Raw genomic sequence first — 12,534 nt, 5'->3', positions numbered from 1 at the left:
CTCATGCGCCCGGAACGATGGCGACACCGCGCTGCCGGTCGAGGGAGATGGAAACCGCCGTTCCCGGGGCGATCGGCTCCCTGCGGCCGTACTGCACCACGAACAATTCGCCCATGGGGCTTGCAACCTCGTACTCGATCTGAGTGCCGAGATAGGAGGCCTTTTTGACCTGACCGGAGACCTCTCCCGGCCCGGCCGCCCCCTCGTTCAGCAGAACGGCATCCGGCCGCACGGCGAGCTTGACGGGCCCCTGCATCACGCCGCGGTGGGGGAGGTCGATCTCCAATCGGTCGATCTGCACATGGGCCCGGGGCCCGGCCAGCTCCACGACCGTGCCGTTCAGGATGTTGGCATCGCCGATGAAGTCGGCCACGAAGAGATCCGCCGGTTCCTCGTAGAGTTCGCGCGGGGTGCCGGTCTGGGCGATGCGGGAATTCGACATCACGATGATCCGGTCGGAGACGGCCAGCGCCTCCTCCTGGTCATGGGTGACGTAGGCCACGGTCAGGTTGAGGTTCTGCTGGAGCTCGCGGATATCCTCGCGCACGCGCCGCCGCAGCTTGGCGTCCAGGTTCGAAAGCGGCTCGTCGAAGAGCAGGACCTGCGGTTCGAGCACGAGGGCGCGCGCCACGGCCACGCGTTGCTGCTGTCCTCCCGACAGTTCGGACGGAGCGCGCTTTTCGAGACCGGTTAGGCCCACGAGGGCGAGCTTCTCCATCGCCATCGCCTGCGCGTCCTTCTTGGATGCGCCCTGAACGGACGGACCGTAGGCGACGTTCTCCAGCACGGACATATGCGGGAAAAGGGCGTAGGACTGGAACACCATGCTCACGTCCCTGTCCGCGGCCGAGAGGTTCGTCACGTCGCGGCCGCCGATGAGGATCTGTCCGGCGCTCACCATCTCGAGACCCGCGATCATGCGCAGCGTGGTGGTCTTGCCGCAGCCGGACGGCCCGAGCAGCGTGACCAGCTGGCCGGGCTCGATGGTGAAGGACACGTCGTCCACGGCCGTGACGCTGCCATAGCGCTTCGTCACGTTGCGAAACTCCACCGAAGCGGCCTGCTTGCCGGAGGCGGTGGGGCGGGTCAGGGTGGAGATGGCTGTCATCTGGTTCATGGCACTGCTTGGACGGCGACGGGAGCGGCATTGGCGGCGGCGGAGCGTCGTCCGAGGCGCCTCTCGCCGACGGCGAGCTGGATCATGACGATGGCCAGCAGCATGACGAGGATGAGAACGGTGGAATAGGCGATCGCCAGGCCGAACTCGCCTGCCTCGACCCGTCCGACGATATAGGTCGTGGCCATGTTGTACTCCGCCGTCACCAGGAAGATCACGGCGCTCACCGCCGTCATCGCCCGCACGAAGGAATAGACCAGGGACGCGACCACGGCAGGCCGGAGCAGGGGAAGCACCACGCGCCGCATGGTGGTGGCGGAGCGTGCTCCGAGAGTGAGCGACGCCTCATCGAGGCTCTTGTCGATCTGGCTCAGCGTCGCGATGCCCGCGCGCACGCCCACCGGCATGTTCCGGAACACGAAGCACATGACCAGGATGAAGCCGGTCCCGGTGATCTCGATGGGAGGCACGTTGAAGGCGAGAATGTAGGAGACGCCCACCACGGTGCCGGGAATGGCGAAGCTGAGCAGGGTGCCGAACTCGAAGGCGCGCTGCCCGGAGAAGCGCTGGCGGGTCAGGAGATAGGCCGTGAGCAGGCCGACCGCCGCTGTCAGCGGCGCCGCAAGCGCCGCGACCTTCACGGTGGCGAAGAACGAATCCCAGGCGGAGCCCGAGAAATGCAGGCCCCATTCCGTGTTCTCGATGCGGAAGGCGGTCAGGAGGTGGTCGAGGGTGGGCGTGTAGTCGCGGCCCATGGAGCGGACGAAGCCGCCGACGACGATGATCGTATACACCACGAGCGTGAAGAGCGCCCATGGAATGGCGGTGAGATACGAGGCCGCCGCGACGCGCCGCGGCAGGGGGAGGGGGATGCCCGCATCGCCTTTGCCGGTCACGGTCGTGTAGACCTTCTTTCCGAGCCAGGCATGCTGGAGCCAGAACGCCCCGAGCGTGAAGGCCAGAAGGATGATCGAGAGCACGGCCGCGCGCCCCTGGTCCTGCTGCGCGCCGACGACGGCAAAGAAGATCTTGGTGGACAGAACCTCGTAGTTCCCGCCCAGCACCAGCGGGTTTCCGAAATCCGCGAGGCTTTCCACGAAGCCGAGGAGGAAGGCGTTGGCCAGTCCCGGCCGCATGAGCGGGAGGGTGATGGTCATGAAGGTCGTCCAGCTCTTGGCGCGCAAGGTCTGGGACGCTTCCTCGAGAGTCGGGCTGATGCCCTGCACCACCCCGATGAGAACGAGGAATGCGATCGGCGTGAAGGCCAGGAGCTGGGCGATGAAGATGCCGGGCAGCCCGTAGATCCAGCGCGAGCGCGGAATTCCGAACCAGTCCCACAGCACGGCGGACAGAGCGCCGGATCGTCCGAACAGCAGGATGAGCGCAAGACCGATCACGAAGGGAGGCGTGATGATGGGCAGAACGCTCATCACGCGCAGCAGCTTCTTGTAGCGGAAGGCGGTACGCGTGGCGATCAGCGCGAAAGCGAGGCCCAGGGCCGTGGTCCCGAAGGCCACCAGAACCCCGAGGAACAGGGTGTTCCAGGCCACGCCGCAGCGCAGGTTGCTCGTGAGGCAGTCGAGCCCCCAGATGGACTGGTCCGTGAACTTCGCGGCGAATTCGGCGGGCGCGAAGTTGCCGTCGTTGTCGGCGAAGGCGCTGGCGAGAATGGTGCTGACGGGAAAGAACACGAAAACGATGATCAGGGCGATCACCACGCCGATGGACGAGGTCACGAAGGCGTCGCCCCGGCACCACCCGCGAGCGGCGAAGCCATGGCACAGAACGATCAGAAAAGCCGTCAGCGTCAGCGTCGCGCCGTAGCCGATGCCGTCCTGGCGCGGTCCGGGCTCGCCGAAGAGGACCTTCAGGACCTCGAAGGTCCAGCCGTTCATGCCGATGGCGAAGCCCTGCAGGATGACGAGCGCGAGACCCAGCAGGCCGGAGGCGATGAGCCACGTGCCGTCGGATTCCCCTGAGCCCGCGAAGGCAGGACGCAAGCCCATGACGAGCGGCAGCAGAATGGGCAGGAGCCACCAGGCGCCCGTCAGCCCGTGCACGAGGCCCGACCTTCCCACGAAATAATCGCCGAGGGATGAAGCGGCTCCGTCCAGGCCGTACCAGGGCAAAAGGGCGTAGCCGATCCAGCCCAGCACGATCCAGCCAAGGGTGGCTCGTGACATGTCAGTTCTCGCCTGAGTTCGAAGCGGGTCCTTGCGGGAGCCCGCCCCTCGATGATCGATAGGCCGATATGCCCCGCGAAGCGACGTGGCTTCGCGGGGGCGGCGGTTTCAGGTCCGAACTACTTCGGCAGGTTCTTCACCTCGTTGTCCCACTTGGACAGGAGGCGCCTGCGCTCTTCCGACGAGCCGTACTTGGCGAAGTCGAAGTTGATCAGCTTGATCTCGTCGAGCTTCGGCGCCTGCGGCGGCACCGGCGTGTTCTTGTTGGAGGGAACCTGATAGGACTTGGCTTCCGCGCCGAGCTTCTGAGCGGCCGGGGTCAGGGCCCAGTCGTAGAATTTCTTCGCGTTCTCGAGGTTCTTGGCGCCCTTGATGATCGACATCGAGCCGATCTCGTAACCCGTGCCCTCGCAGGGAGCCACGACCTTCACCGGTGCGTTGTCCACCACCATCGTCACCATGTCGTGCATGAAGACGATGCCGACAGTGGTTTCTCCCAGTGCCGTCGCCTTGGCCGGAGCCGCGCCTGACTTGGTGTACTGGTTGACGTTCTTGTGCAGGGACTTGAGGTATTCGAAGCCCTTCTCCTCGCCCATCAGCTGAACGATGGTGGCAAGGAGGGTATAGGCGGTGCCGGATGAATTCGGGTCCGCGACCTGCACCTCGTCCTTCAGGTCCTCATTGAGGAGGTCGGCCCAGCACTTCGGCTCCTTGATCCCGTTCGCCTTGACGAGCTCGGTGTTGTAGCCGAAGCCGAGAGCGCCCGAGTAGATGCCGACGGTGCGGTTCTTCGACTGCTCCCACTGACGGACGGCCCAGTCCTGCAGCTCGCCCATGTTCGGCGACTTGTATTCCATGGTCAGGCCTTCCTCGGCCGCCTGCATGTGGGGGTCGCCGGTGCCGCCCCACCAGATGTCGGCGCGAGGGTTCTGAGCTTCCGCCTTCACCTGCGCATAGATCTCGCCGGAGCTCTTGCGGGTCATCGAGACCTTGATGCCGGTCTCGCGCTCGAAGGCGCTGGTCATGGCGCGGCACCATTCCTCCTGCACGGCGCAGTACATGACGAGCGCGCCCTGTGCCTGGGCTGCTCCCGTGGACATGAGGGAAAAGGCGGCGGCCGTACCCGCCAGCATCGTGGCGGCAAAAAGGCTGTTTCGACGTGTCATAGGCATCCTCCCGTTCGGCTTGTGAATTTTTTTCTTGGTCGGCTAAGCTCCAACCATTGGGCGGAGAGGTCAAGACGTTTGCCGAAAGTTTTGGCTTCGGCTTTCAGGATGATCGAGCCGCGCCCGCACGGGCCGACGGAGAAACGCCGGGCGATGGAGCGATCAGGGCGCCTTGGCGATGCCCGTCGCCGCGACCAGCCGGTCAGCCAGTTCCGCCGTGCAGGCCAGAACCGGATTGCCGTTCCGAAGCCCGTCCCCGGCCAGGAAATCGTTGGTCCAGCCCCCGGCCTCCTCCACGATGAGGAGGCCCGCGAGGGCATCCCAGGAATTGATGTGGAGTTCGCAATAGGCGTCGATCCGTCCGTCCGCCACATAGGCGAGGCCCAGGGTGCCCGACCCTGCGCGACGGACGTTGGCGCCCGCCGCTTTCAGGTTCTTCACGAGGTCCACATAGACCTCATGGGTGAGGCGCGGCGACCATCCGGCTTCCACCGTCGCGTGCTGGATTTCGGCCAGGCCGCTGGTGCGGATCGGCAGGCCGTTGAGGCTGGCGCCGGCCCCGCGCAGAGCCGTGTAGAGCTCGTCCTGCATCACGTCGTAGATCACCCCGATCTCCACCCGGTTGTCGCGCACGAAGGCGATCGAGATGGCGAAGTGGGGGATGCCGCGGGCGAAGTTGGCGGTGCCGTCGATGGGATCCACGACCCAGACATCCCGCGCGAAGGAGCCGCCGCCTTCTTCGCCGAAGAAGGCATCGTCGGGAAAGAGTCCGTGGAGCCGGGTTCGGATGAGCTCCTCGACTTCCGCATCCGTGACGGTGAGGAAGTCCTGGTGCCCCTTGAAATCCGGCAGCTGCGAGCGCGGCCTCTCGTGGAAGCGCCGGCGGGCCAGCATGCTTGCCTCCCTGGCAATGGCGCAGGCCGCCGCCAGCCTCGTCTCCAAACCGTCTCGTGTCATGGCCCCCGCTCGCCTCTCAGGATCAAAATGCTTGCTGCTACGTTGTCAGGCATTCATCATCGATTGCTCGAATGCCGTGGAACGGCTCCCGTCAGGAAAGGCCATGTCTCCAAAGCACATCGAATTGATCCTTTATTAGCCGGCTCCAATCAACTAGGCTTTGCAGGAACGCTCTCGGAATCCCCATCCTTCACGGTCGAATGCCCCGAACCTCCAAAGAACGACTGAGTCAGGTCGCAGCGCTTCCCTTCCGGGTCAGGGAAGGCAGGGTCGAGGTGCTTCTCGTAACGTCACGGGAAACCAGGCGGTGGCTGATCCCCAAGGGCTGGCCCATGAAGGGCAAGAAGCCTCACAAGGCGGCGGCGCAGGAGGCGGTCGAGGAGGCCGGCGTCAAGGGCGAGATCAAGCAGAAGCCCCTCGGGCATTACGATTACTGGAAGCGGCGGGCGACACATTTCGACCTGTGCCGGGTCGACGTCTATCCGCTCGAGGTGTCCAAACAGCTCAGGTCGTGGCGGGAGAAGGGCCAGCGCGATGCGCGGTGGTTCGAGGTCGAGGAGGCAGCCCACCAGGTGCTGGAGCCCGCTCTCGCCCAGCTGATCCGGAGCCTTCCCGAGCACCTCTAGGTCCGCCTCCTTGGGAGTAAGGCTCCGTTTTTTTGGGCCGGCCAGGGAACGCAAAGTCCCTCTAGAAGTCTTTTCCTTTACGGCATCAGACGAGGGCGCGAGCTTGGCTTTTTGCGCCTTGTCCCAAGGGGAGAACTTCCATGAAAGCTTTGCGCTGGTACGGAAAGGGTGACATTCGGTGCGAGTCGGTTCCCGATCCCGAGATCGAGGATTCCCGCGACGCCATCATCAAGGTGACCAGCTGCGCCATCTGCGGCTCCGACCTCCATCTCTACGACCACTTCATGCCCGGCATGAAGAAGGGCGACATCATGGGCCACGAGTCCATGGGAGAGGTGGTCGAGGTCGGATCGGCGGCGAAGAGCTCCCTCAAGGTCGGCGACAGGGTGGTCATCCCCTTCACCATCATCTGCGGCGAGTGCGATCAGTGCAAGCGCGGCAACTTTTCGGTCTGCGAGCGGACGAACCGCAACGGCGAACTCGCCGCGACCGCCTTCGGCCATCCCACCGCCGGCCTCTTCGGCTACACTCACCTCACGGGCGGCTATCCCGGCGGACAGGCGGAATACCTGCGCGTTCCCTATGCCGACAAGACGCATATCAAGGTGCCGAACGGGATTCCCGACGAGCAGCTTCTCTTCCTGAGCGACATCTTCCCGACGGGCTGGCAGGCCGCCGTTCAGTGCGACATCGAGCCGACGGATACGGTCGCGATCTGGGGCGCGGGGCCCGTGGGTCAGATGGCGATCCGCAGCGCCCTTCTCCTCGGCGCCAAGCAGGTCATCGCCATCGACCGCCTGCCCGAACGCCTCAGCATGGCAGAGGCGGGCGGCGCGATCACGATCAACTTCCAGGAGGAGAGCGTGATCGAGCGGCTGAACGAGCTCACCGGCGGCAAGGGTCCCGAGAAGTGCATCGACGCGGTGGGCCTCGAGGCTCACGTCTCCATGACCCATCCCGATACCATCCTCGATCGCGCCAAACAGGCGGTGATGCTGGAGACCGATCGGCCGCACGTCCTGCGCGAGATGATGTATGTGTGCCGGCCTGCCGGCGTGCTGTCCGTCGCGGGCGTCTATGGCGGGCTTCTCGACAAGATCCCGTTCGGCGCCGTCATGAACAAGGGCCTCACGATCCGCACCGGGCAGACCCATGTGAACCGCTGGACGGACGACCTCCTGCGCCGGATCGAGGAAGGACAGATCGACCCGTCCTTCGTCATCACCCACACTGTCGGACTGGACGACGGTCCGGAGATGTACAGGACCTTCCGCGATAAGAAGGACGGCTGCATCAAGGTTGTTCTCAAACCCTAACGAGGTGCTGTCATGGCTCATCATCGCTCAGGTTCCCGCCAATCGGCCGATGCGCTCGCCCGCGGCCTCGGATGGTTCAGCATCGCCCTCGGCGCGGTCGAATTGTTCGGCGGCAGAAGCGTCGCCCGCTGGCTCGGCATGGAGCGGCACGAGAGGCTGATCCGGGCTTACGGCGTGCGCGAGATCGTGACGGGCGTGGGCATTCTCGCGTCCAAGGATCCGACGCCGTGGATCTGGGGACGCATCGGCGGCGATGCCCTCGATCTCGCGACGCTCGGCAAGGAGCTGAACGAATCCGACGCCGATCGGGATCGCGTGGGGATCGCCATGGGCGCCGTGGCAGGCGTCACCGTACTCGACGTCATGTGCGCCAATGCCCTGACCGGACAATCCATGCAGGAGCGCGCGCGGCGCTGGGACTACAGCGACCGCAGCGGCCTGCCGCGTCCGGCGGATCAGATGCGCGGCGCAGCGAGCGATTTCCAGACGCCGCGCGACATGCGGATTCCCGATGCCCTGCGGCCCTACAAGCAGCCGCAGCTGCAGGGGCGTCCGCAGCCGTCGATGTAGGACCCCCGTTCCTGCATGAGCAAGCAGGTCTTCACGATCGGATACGAGGGAGCGGACATGGACCGTTTCCTCACCGTTCTGCAGGATTCGGGCGTTTCGATCCTCGCGGACGTGCGCGCGGTGGCGTTGTCGCGCAAGCGCGGGTTCTCCAAGTCCGCCCTGAAGGATGCTCTGGCCGGCCGGGACATCGGCTATCAGCATTTCAGGCAACTCGGCACCCCGAAGGAAGGGCGCCAGGCCGCACGGGCCGGCGATGGGGAGCTGATGCGGCGCATCTATTGCCAGGAGGTTCTCGACACTCAGCCGGCTCAGGATGCCCTCGCGGAGCTGACGGTGCTTGCCGAAAGCCGTCCGGTCTGTCTGCTCTGCTTCGAGCGCGATCCTGCCAATTGCCACCGGCGCGTCCTGGCGCAGCGGCTTGCAGCCAAGGGGCTCGAGATCGTGGATCTCTCCGTTCCCTGAACGGTGTTGACAGATCGCGCCGCACGGGCTCCGCTGGCCCGGATTCGGACGGAGCATTTGAGACGAATGAGCGCCATCATCACCGCCGTGAGCTGCAGTGCCTCGCACTCGTTCAGCAAGTCCAACCGCTCCGGCATCCGCCTTCTGACCGGGCTGGGGGTCGAGGGCGATGCCCATGCAGGCCGGACCGTCAAGCATCGCTCCCGCGTGGCCAAGGATCCGAGCCAGCCCAATCTGCGCCAGGTTCACCTGATCCATTCCGAACTGTTCGAGGAATTGCAGGGCGCGGGATTCTCCGTCGCTGCGGGCGAGATGGGCGAGAACATCACCACGCGGGGCATCGATCTCCTGGCCCTGCCGACAGGCGCGCGGCTGCATCTCGGCGACGACGCGATCATCGAAGTGACCGGCTTGCGCAATCCCTGCGTTCAGATCGACCGGTTCCAGAAGGGGCTGATGAAGGCGGTCCTCGGCCGCGACGCGGAGGGAAACCTCATCCGCAAGTCCGGCGTGATGGCGGTCGTCCTGCAGGACGGAGAGGTGAAACCCGGCGACACGATCCGCGTTGATCTTCCGCCGGGACCACATCGGCCGCTCGATTGCGTGTGACGTAGTCGAGAACGGGGCGAGAGGTTGCCAAGTTCGTCCGAATACTGTATTTCCCTGTCAGGTTTGCTTTCAGAGAGGGAGGAGTGCATGGCCTTTAAATGCTTGCTCAACAACCCTCCCGCATCCAAGCTCTAGGCTTGACGACGCGGGACCGCCGGGTCCTGCACGCGCGACCCTCCACCATTTTTCGACGAGCGAATTCCGACGCGCCCTGAGTCCGTCGTGAGAGATCGCTCCGTGCTTTCGAGGAAAGGCCTGCCTTGCGCGGCCTGTTCATCTCATGACCCGAGACACCAAGAGCGGGGATGCGACCCGCGACGTTCTGCGATTCACTTTCCGGCACTGGCGCGGCCAGCCGGGCTATGTCGGCCTGATCGTCGGGACCATGATGGCGTCCACGCTCGCGGACGTGTTCATGCCCGTCTTTGCCGGCCGCCTCGTCGACGCCATCACGGTGGGCGAGGCCGACCGTGACGCCGCGCTCCACGCGGCTCTCGTGGCCTTCGCCCTCATGACCGGGCTCGGCCTCGTCACGATCGTCATGAGGCATCTGGCCTTCTACGGCATCGTCGAGCTGACGCTGCGGGTCATGAGCAGCGTGGCGCAGGATGCTTTCGCGCGCGTGCAGCGCTTCTCGACGGACTGGCATGCCAACAGCTTCGCCGGCTCGACCGTGCGCAAGATCACGCGCGGCATGTGGGCTCTCGACCTGATGCACGACACGCTTCTTCTGGCGCTCCTGCCGTCCCTCGTCGTGCTGGTCGGGTCGATGGTGGTCCTCGGGCTGCACTGGCCCGTCATGGGCCTCGTCGTCGCCGTGGGCACGGCGGCCTTCATCGTCATGACCGTGCTGCTTGCCACGCGCTACGTCGCTCCGGCCGCGCGGCTTGCGAACGCGTGGGACACGAAGGTGGGCGGCACGCTCGCCGATGCCATGAGCTGCAATGCGGTGGTGAAGGCCTTCGGGGCCGAGGAGCGGGAGGACCTGCGCCTCACGCGGGTGCTCGACAAGTGGCAGAGCCGCACCCGTCGCCTCTGGCAGCGGGGGACGAACAGCGGAACCGTGCAGTTCATCGCCCTGCTGGCCATCCGGGCGGCCATCATCGGCACGGCGTTGTGGCTGTGGTGGAGCGGCGATGCGACGCCCGGCGACCTCGCCTACGTGCTCACGACCTACTTCGTGATCCACGGTTATCTGCGCGACGTGGGCATGCACGTGAACAACCTGCGCCGCTCCGTGAACGACATGGAGGAGCTGGTGGCGATCCACCGGGAGCCCTTCGGCGTGGTCGATCGTCCCGATGCGCGGCCGATCCGGATCGGGCGGGGCGAGATCGCCTTCGAGCATGTGGACTTCCACTATGCCGGCCATGCGACCCCGCTCTATCGGGACCTGTCGCTCGTCATCCGGGCAGGCGAGCGCGTCGGTCTCGTCGGGCCGTCGGGATCGGGCAAGACGACCCTCGTCAAGCTCATCCAGCGCCTCTACGACCTGAACGGCGGCAGCATCCGCATCGACGGGCAGGACATTGCGGAGGCGCAGCAGGCTTCCCTGAGGGCGCAGATCGCCATCGTCCAGCAGGAGCCGATCCTGTTCCACCGCACCCTCGCGGAGAACATCGCCTATGCCCGTCCGGGCGCGACCATGGCGGAGATCGAGCGCGCGGCACGCCTGGCCAATGCGCACGACTTCATCACGCGCCTCCCGAAGGGATATGGCACCCTCGTGGGCGAGCGCGGCGTGAAGCTGTCGGGCGGCGAGCGCCAGAGGGTGGCGATTGCCCGCGCCTTCCTGGCCGATGCGCCGATCCTCATCCTGGACGAGGCGACCTCCGCCCTCGATTCGGAGTCGGAGGTGCTGATCCAGCAGGCGATGGAGCGGCTCATGGAGGGGCGCACCTCCATCGTGATCGCCCACCGCCTCGCGACCGTGAGGGCTCTCGACCGGATCCTCGTCTTCGACAAGGGGCGGATCGTGGAGGAGGGATCCCACGAGAGCCTGTACCGCCAAGGGGGGCTCTACCGCCGCCTCTGCGACCACCAGGGACTGGAATTCGCAAAGGACGACCGGTTCGGACTGGCCGCGGAATGAGACAGGCGGGCCGTGGGTTCACGGCCCACCTGTGTTGAATGGATGGCAGCCGTCACACGGCGGGGCTGAAACGCGCCACGTCGGCAGCGCGGAACCTGTCGAATGCGGAGGCCGCGAGGCGAACGAAGGGCCGGCCGGCTTCGGTCACGGCGACGGTTTCGTCCTCCAGCGTGATCAAGCCGTCCTCGGCCAGGGGGCGCAACAGGGCCAGCTCATTCGTATAGGCGCCCCGGACTGCGTGAGTGCTCAGATCCACGCGGAAATTGCACATCAGGGTCTCGATGATCGAGCCCCTGGCCCGGTCGTCCGAGGTCAGGCGGTAGCCACGGACGGAGGCGAGCCTGCCTTCGGCGATGCTGCGCATGTAGGTGCCGATATCCGCGACGTTCTGAATGTAGCCTTCGGGGAGCTGGGAGATGGCCGAGGCGCCGAAGCCGATCAAAACCGGCCGGTCGTCGTCGGTGTATCCCTGGAAGTTGCGATGGAGCTGCCCTGAGCGGCTGGCGGCGGCGAGAGGGTCGTCCGGACGGCCGAAATGATCGAGCCCGATGGCGACATAACCGTTGCCGGTGAACTCCTCGGCCACGGCCTGCGACTGCAGGAAGCGCTCCTCGGCTCCGGGCAGGGCCGCTTCGTCGATGAGGCGCTGCTGCGCCTTGCGCCGGGGCATGTGGGCATAGCCGTAGCAGGCGATGCGCTCGGGCCGAAGGGCCAAAACCTTGGCGCAGGTCGCCCGGACCGATGCGACCGTCTGGTGGGGCAGGCCGTACATCAGGTCGAAGTTCAGGCGCTCGATTCCGGCAGCGCGCAGCAGCCCGGCCGCTTTCTCGACCGTCTCCAGCGGCTGCACGCGCCCGATGGCGACCTGGACCTGCGCATCGAGGTCCTGAACGCCCAGGCTGGCCCGGTTGACCCCGATGGCGGCAAGCCCCTGCGCCAGCGTCTCGTCCACGTAGCGCGGGTCGAGTTCGATGGCATGTTCGAACCCGTCCTCGAACACGGCGTGCCGCGACAGCACGTCCATGACGGATGCAAGACCGTCGGGCCCGAGAATGCTCGGCGTTCCTCCGCCCCAGTGCAGCCGGGCCACCCGGAGGCGCCCCTGCAGATGCCGGGACGCGAGCGCGATCTCGGCCTCCAGGCTCTCGCGGTAGCGCTGCACCACCTCGTCCCGCCGCGCCACCTTGGTGTGGCACCCGCAATAATGGCAAAGCTGGCGGCAATAGGGGACGTGGAGATAGACCGACACGCTCTCCCCGAGATCGAGCCGCCGCAGCCAGTTCTCGTGGTCGGATGCCCCGACCTCCGGCGAGAACTCGGCGGCCGTCGGATAGGAGGTGTAGCGCGGCACCGGCAGGCTGCCGTAGCGCCGAACGAGATCGTTGGACATGACTTGCCTCTTGTTCATGACCGGGGCGACGCCGGACGGCACCCGG

General features: G+C 65.9%; 11 protein-coding genes. 6 read left to right on the top strand and 5 right to left on the bottom strand.

What is annotated here, in order from left to right:
- Position 1: 1 nt before the first annotated feature.
- From LGR44_RS10340 to LGR44_RS10325, 4 genes are all read right to left on the bottom strand, one after another.
- Positions 2-1,108: an ABC transporter ATP-binding protein gene (locus LGR44_RS10340; protein WP_226740203.1), complete on the bottom strand. Its 1,107-nt coding sequence runs from the start codon at positions 1,106-1,108 to the stop codon at positions 2-4.
- A 5-nt stretch (positions 1,109-1,113) separates the two neighbouring features.
- Positions 1,114-3,300 (bottom strand): ABC transporter permease, encoded by a 2,187-nt coding sequence (locus LGR44_RS10335; RefSeq protein WP_226740048.1) that lies wholly within the window; start codon positions 3,298-3,300, stop codon positions 1,114-1,116.
- A gap of 119 nt (positions 3,301-3,419) precedes the next feature.
- Positions 3,420-4,466 (bottom strand): ABC transporter substrate-binding protein, encoded by a 1,047-nt coding sequence (locus LGR44_RS10330; protein ID WP_226740046.1) that lies wholly within the window; start codon positions 4,464-4,466, stop codon positions 3,420-3,422.
- A 162-nt stretch (positions 4,467-4,628) separates the two neighbouring features.
- Entirely contained in the window at positions 4,629-5,423 is a 795-nt protein-coding gene (locus tag LGR44_RS10325; RefSeq protein WP_226740044.1) for an inositol monophosphatase family protein, read from the bottom strand.
- A 200-nt stretch (positions 5,424-5,623) separates the two neighbouring features.
- On the opposite strand from LGR44_RS10325, the gene LGR44_RS10320 reads away from it, so the two are divergent.
- From LGR44_RS10320 to LGR44_RS10295, 6 genes are all read left to right on the top strand, one after another.
- Positions 5,624-6,049: an NUDIX hydrolase gene (locus LGR44_RS10320; RefSeq protein WP_226740042.1), complete on the top strand. Its 426-nt coding sequence runs from the start codon at positions 5,624-5,626 to the stop codon at positions 6,047-6,049.
- 140 nt (positions 6,050-6,189) lie between these two features.
- On the top strand, positions 6,190-7,365 hold the full coding sequence (locus tag LGR44_RS10315; protein WP_226740040.1) for a zinc-dependent alcohol dehydrogenase: 1,176 nt from the start codon (positions 6,190-6,192) through the stop codon (positions 7,363-7,365).
- Between the two features lie 12 nt (positions 7,366-7,377).
- Positions 7,378-7,935, top strand: a complete 558-nt coding sequence (locus LGR44_RS10310; protein ID WP_226740037.1) for a cyclase dehydrase — start codon at positions 7,378-7,380, stop codon at positions 7,933-7,935.
- 15 nt (positions 7,936-7,950) lie between these two features.
- Positions 7,951-8,397 carry a DUF488 domain-containing protein gene (locus tag LGR44_RS10305; RefSeq protein ID WP_226740035.1) on the top strand — a complete coding sequence of 149 codons (447 nt, stop codon included), beginning with the start codon at positions 7,951-7,953 and terminating at the stop codon, positions 8,395-8,397.
- Positions 8,398-8,463: 66 nt separating this feature from the next.
- The gene (locus tag LGR44_RS10300; RefSeq protein WP_226740033.1) at positions 8,464-9,006 is read left to right on the top strand and encodes an MOSC domain-containing protein; all 543 of its coding nucleotides are present in this window, start codon (positions 8,464-8,466) and stop codon (positions 9,004-9,006) included.
- Positions 9,007-9,286: 280 nt separating this feature from the next.
- Positions 9,287-11,098, top strand: a complete 1,812-nt coding sequence (locus LGR44_RS10295) for an ABC transporter ATP-binding protein (protein WP_226740031.1) — start codon at positions 9,287-9,289, stop codon at positions 11,096-11,098.
- A 52-nt stretch (positions 11,099-11,150) separates the two neighbouring features.
- Here the strand turns inward: LGR44_RS10295 and hemN are convergent, their stop codons facing one another.
- A complete protein-coding gene (hemN, locus tag LGR44_RS10290) occupies positions 11,151-12,488 on the bottom strand; it encodes an oxygen-independent coproporphyrinogen III oxidase (RefSeq protein WP_226740029.1) in 1,338 nt (445 codons plus the stop codon).
- Positions 12,489-12,534: the final 46 nt, after the last annotated feature.

Origin of the sequence: Microvirga lenta, from assembly GCF_020532555.1 — a bacterium.
GTDB lineage: Bacteria > Pseudomonadota > Alphaproteobacteria > Rhizobiales > Beijerinckiaceae > Microvirga > Microvirga lenta.
The sequence above is the reverse complement of the archived record's forward strand: the minus strand, read 5'-3'. Positions and strand labels throughout refer to the sequence as shown.

What these genes read in the sequence shown, in the direction of transcription:
- LGR44_RS10295 (WP_226740031.1), top strand. Translation starts at nt 9,287, where the DNA reads ATGACCCGAGACACCAAGAGCGGGGATGCGACCCGCGACGTTCTGCGA.
- LGR44_RS10325 (WP_226740044.1), bottom strand. Translation starts at nt 5,423, where the DNA reads ATGACACGAGACGGTTTGGAGACGAGGCTGGCGGCGGCCTGCGCCATT.
- LGR44_RS10335 (WP_226740048.1), bottom strand. Translation starts at nt 3,300, where the DNA reads ATGTCACGAGCCACCCTTGGCTGGATCGTGCTGGGCTGGATCGGCTAC.
- LGR44_RS10300 (WP_226740033.1), top strand. Translation starts at nt 8,464, where the DNA reads ATGAGCGCCATCATCACCGCCGTGAGCTGCAGTGCCTCGCACTCGTTC.
- LGR44_RS10320 (WP_226740042.1), top strand. Translation starts at nt 5,624, where the DNA reads ATGCCCCGAACCTCCAAAGAACGACTGAGTCAGGTCGCAGCGCTTCCC.
- LGR44_RS10310 (WP_226740037.1), top strand. Translation starts at nt 7,378, where the DNA reads ATGGCTCATCATCGCTCAGGTTCCCGCCAATCGGCCGATGCGCTCGCC.
- hemN (WP_226740029.1), bottom strand. Translation starts at nt 12,488, where the DNA reads ATGTCCAACGATCTCGTTCGGCGCTACGGCAGCCTGCCGGTGCCGCGC.
- LGR44_RS10330 (WP_226740046.1), bottom strand. Translation starts at nt 4,466, where the DNA reads ATGACACGTCGAAACAGCCTTTTTGCCGCCACGATGCTGGCGGGTACG.
- LGR44_RS10340 (WP_226740203.1), bottom strand. Translation starts at nt 1,108, where the DNA reads ATGACAGCCATCTCCACCCTGACCCGCCCCACCGCCTCCGGCAAGCAG.
- LGR44_RS10315 (WP_226740040.1), top strand. Translation starts at nt 6,190, where the DNA reads ATGAAAGCTTTGCGCTGGTACGGAAAGGGTGACATTCGGTGCGAGTCG.
- LGR44_RS10305 (WP_226740035.1), top strand. Translation starts at nt 7,951, where the DNA reads ATGAGCAAGCAGGTCTTCACGATCGGATACGAGGGAGCGGACATGGAC.